Origin of the sequence: Paratractidigestivibacter sp., assembly GCF_052362415.1 — a bacterium.
Lineage (GTDB): Bacteria > Actinomycetota > Coriobacteriia > Coriobacteriales > Atopobiaceae > Paratractidigestivibacter.
Genome location: NZ_DAWEMK010000072.1, coordinates 1 through 1,714 on the forward strand (window position 1 = coordinate 1; position 1,714 = coordinate 1,714).

At 72.9% G+C, this 1,714-nt stretch carries 5 protein-coding genes; all 5 read right to left on the reverse strand.

Translation table 11 applies throughout. The annotated features are described in order from the left end of the window. On the reverse strand, window positions 1–171 hold a 171-nt coding region (locus ACT84W_RS07560), incomplete at its 3' end, for a TadE/TadG family type IV pilus assembly protein (protein WP_444328764.1). Window positions 172–182: 11 nt separating this feature from the next. Beyond that, window positions 183–368 carry a hypothetical protein gene (locus tag ACT84W_RS07565; RefSeq protein ID WP_444328758.1) on the reverse strand — a complete coding sequence of 62 codons (186 nt, stop codon included), beginning with the start codon at window positions 366–368 and terminating at the stop codon, window positions 183–185. Further along, window positions 365–823 (reverse strand): hypothetical protein, encoded by a 459-nt coding sequence (locus ACT84W_RS07570; RefSeq protein WP_432291481.1) that lies wholly within the window; start codon window positions 821–823, stop codon window positions 365–367. Before ACT84W_RS07570 ends, ACT84W_RS07565 begins: the two co-directional genes overlap by 4 nt. Continuing rightward, entirely contained in the window at window positions 820–1,008 is a 189-nt protein-coding gene (locus ACT84W_RS07575) for a Flp family type IVb pilin (protein WP_432291491.1), read from the reverse strand. Before ACT84W_RS07575 ends, ACT84W_RS07570 begins: the two co-directional genes overlap by 4 nt. Window positions 1,009–1,074: 66 nt before the next feature. Continuing rightward, on the reverse strand, window positions 1,075–1,714 hold a 640-nt coding region (locus ACT84W_RS07580), incomplete at its 5' end, for a type II secretion system F family protein (RefSeq protein ID WP_444328759.1).

The window sequence follows — 1,714 nt, forward strand, 5'->3', positions numbered from 1 at the left end:
GGGGTTCGACGCCGCCAGGCGCGCGCCCTGCGCGGCGGCGCCCGACATGACGGCGCGCGTGTAGAGCAGGCACGCGGGCTGCACGAGCAGCGCCACGACGAGGAACAGAACGGGGATGAGCACGGCCGCCTCCACACTCGCCTGCCCCTCCTCGCCCATAGGCGCCGGCATCGGGCGGCGCCTCAGAAGGCCATGATGTCCTTGAGCGCGCGCACGACGCCCGCGGCGGTGTTGTGCGTCGCGGCCTCGGACGCGAGCGCGAGGAGCCTCCCGTCCCGGGCGGCGCGCCACAGGGCCCCCATCCCCAGGCAGACCGCGGCCAGGGCCATGGCCACCAGCAGGAACTCGACCGTCGACTGGCCGCTCACGGATGACCGTCGACGAGCTCGCGGGCCAAATCGTCCGCATCGAACCTCCATGTGAGCACCTCGCTTTCGCCCTCGCGGACCCTCTTGACCACGCACACCTCGGACCAGTCGCCGCCATAGGCCACGCACCCCCAGGAATCTCCCAGGACCCCCAAGTAGCCCGATCGCGTGAGCACGCAGTCGCCCCTGCCCGCGTATCGCTCGAGCACGCGGGCCGCCGCGTCCGGGACGTCGCCCCGGACGGGCTCGGATGCGCCCGGGGTACCGAGAGCCTCCCCGAGCAGGGCGGCCGACGCCCCCGTCTCTCCCGCCGCGTCATCGCGCGCCCCTTCCCCAGAGCCCACCGAGCGCGCGTCGCCGCAGCGAACGGCCGCCGCAGCGACGGCGAGGGCCGCCGCGAGGGCGAGCGCCGCCCATGCCGCGGCGGCGCGGGGCCGGCGCCCCCTTCCGCTCACAGGGAGTTGATGCCATCGGCGATCGCATTCCAAAGCTCAGTGACCTTGCCCCTGAACGCCACGATGGCGATGATGGCTATGACCACGAGCACGCCGACCAGGATCGCGTACTCGGTCGTGCCCTGGGCGCGCTCGTCGCGCGCGAACTCCCGGAGCTTGCCCGCGTTCTCCCAGCAAAGCACCATTGCCTCTGCGAATCTCTCCATTTCTCGTTCCCTTCTTCTATGCCCCGCCGCCCCACAGGGCGGCCCTTACCCCAGCCGGAGCGCGCCTCCCAGAAGCGGCCCCAGGATCGCCAGCAGCATCGCCGGCACGATGAGCGTCCCGAGCGGGATGAGCATCTTCACCGGGACGCGCTCGATCTCCTCCTCGACGAGCGAACGCTGCTCGTCGCGCATGACCTGCGCCTGGCGCTCGAGCGACTCCGCCAGCGGCGAGCCGAACGCGAGGGACTCGCACACCACGGAGCCGAACCGCGCGAGCTCGGGGGCGCCGAGCTCGCCGGCTACCGCCTCGAAGGCCTCCTCGCGCGTCGCGGCGCCGATCCTCCACGAGAGAAGGGCGTGCGCGAGCCCGCGGGCCAGGGCGTCACCATAGCTCGAGCAGTACAGCTCGAGCGACGAGTCGAACGAGAGCCCCGCGGAGAGCCCGAGCACGACGACGTCGATCATGACCGGCATCTGCTCCAGGCACTCCTTCCTCGCACGCGCCTGCTCGCCGCCGCGCCGGGCACGCTCGAGCACGGGCGAGAGGAGCCCCGTAAGCTCGTCCGCGACGCCCAGACCCAAGGCCTCGCGGGACGCCCCTCCAGCGGTGACCGCCAGGCACGCCGAGGCGGCGGACGCGGCGGCGAGGGCGCAGGCGAGCCCGCCCGCCATCAGAGGACCTTCC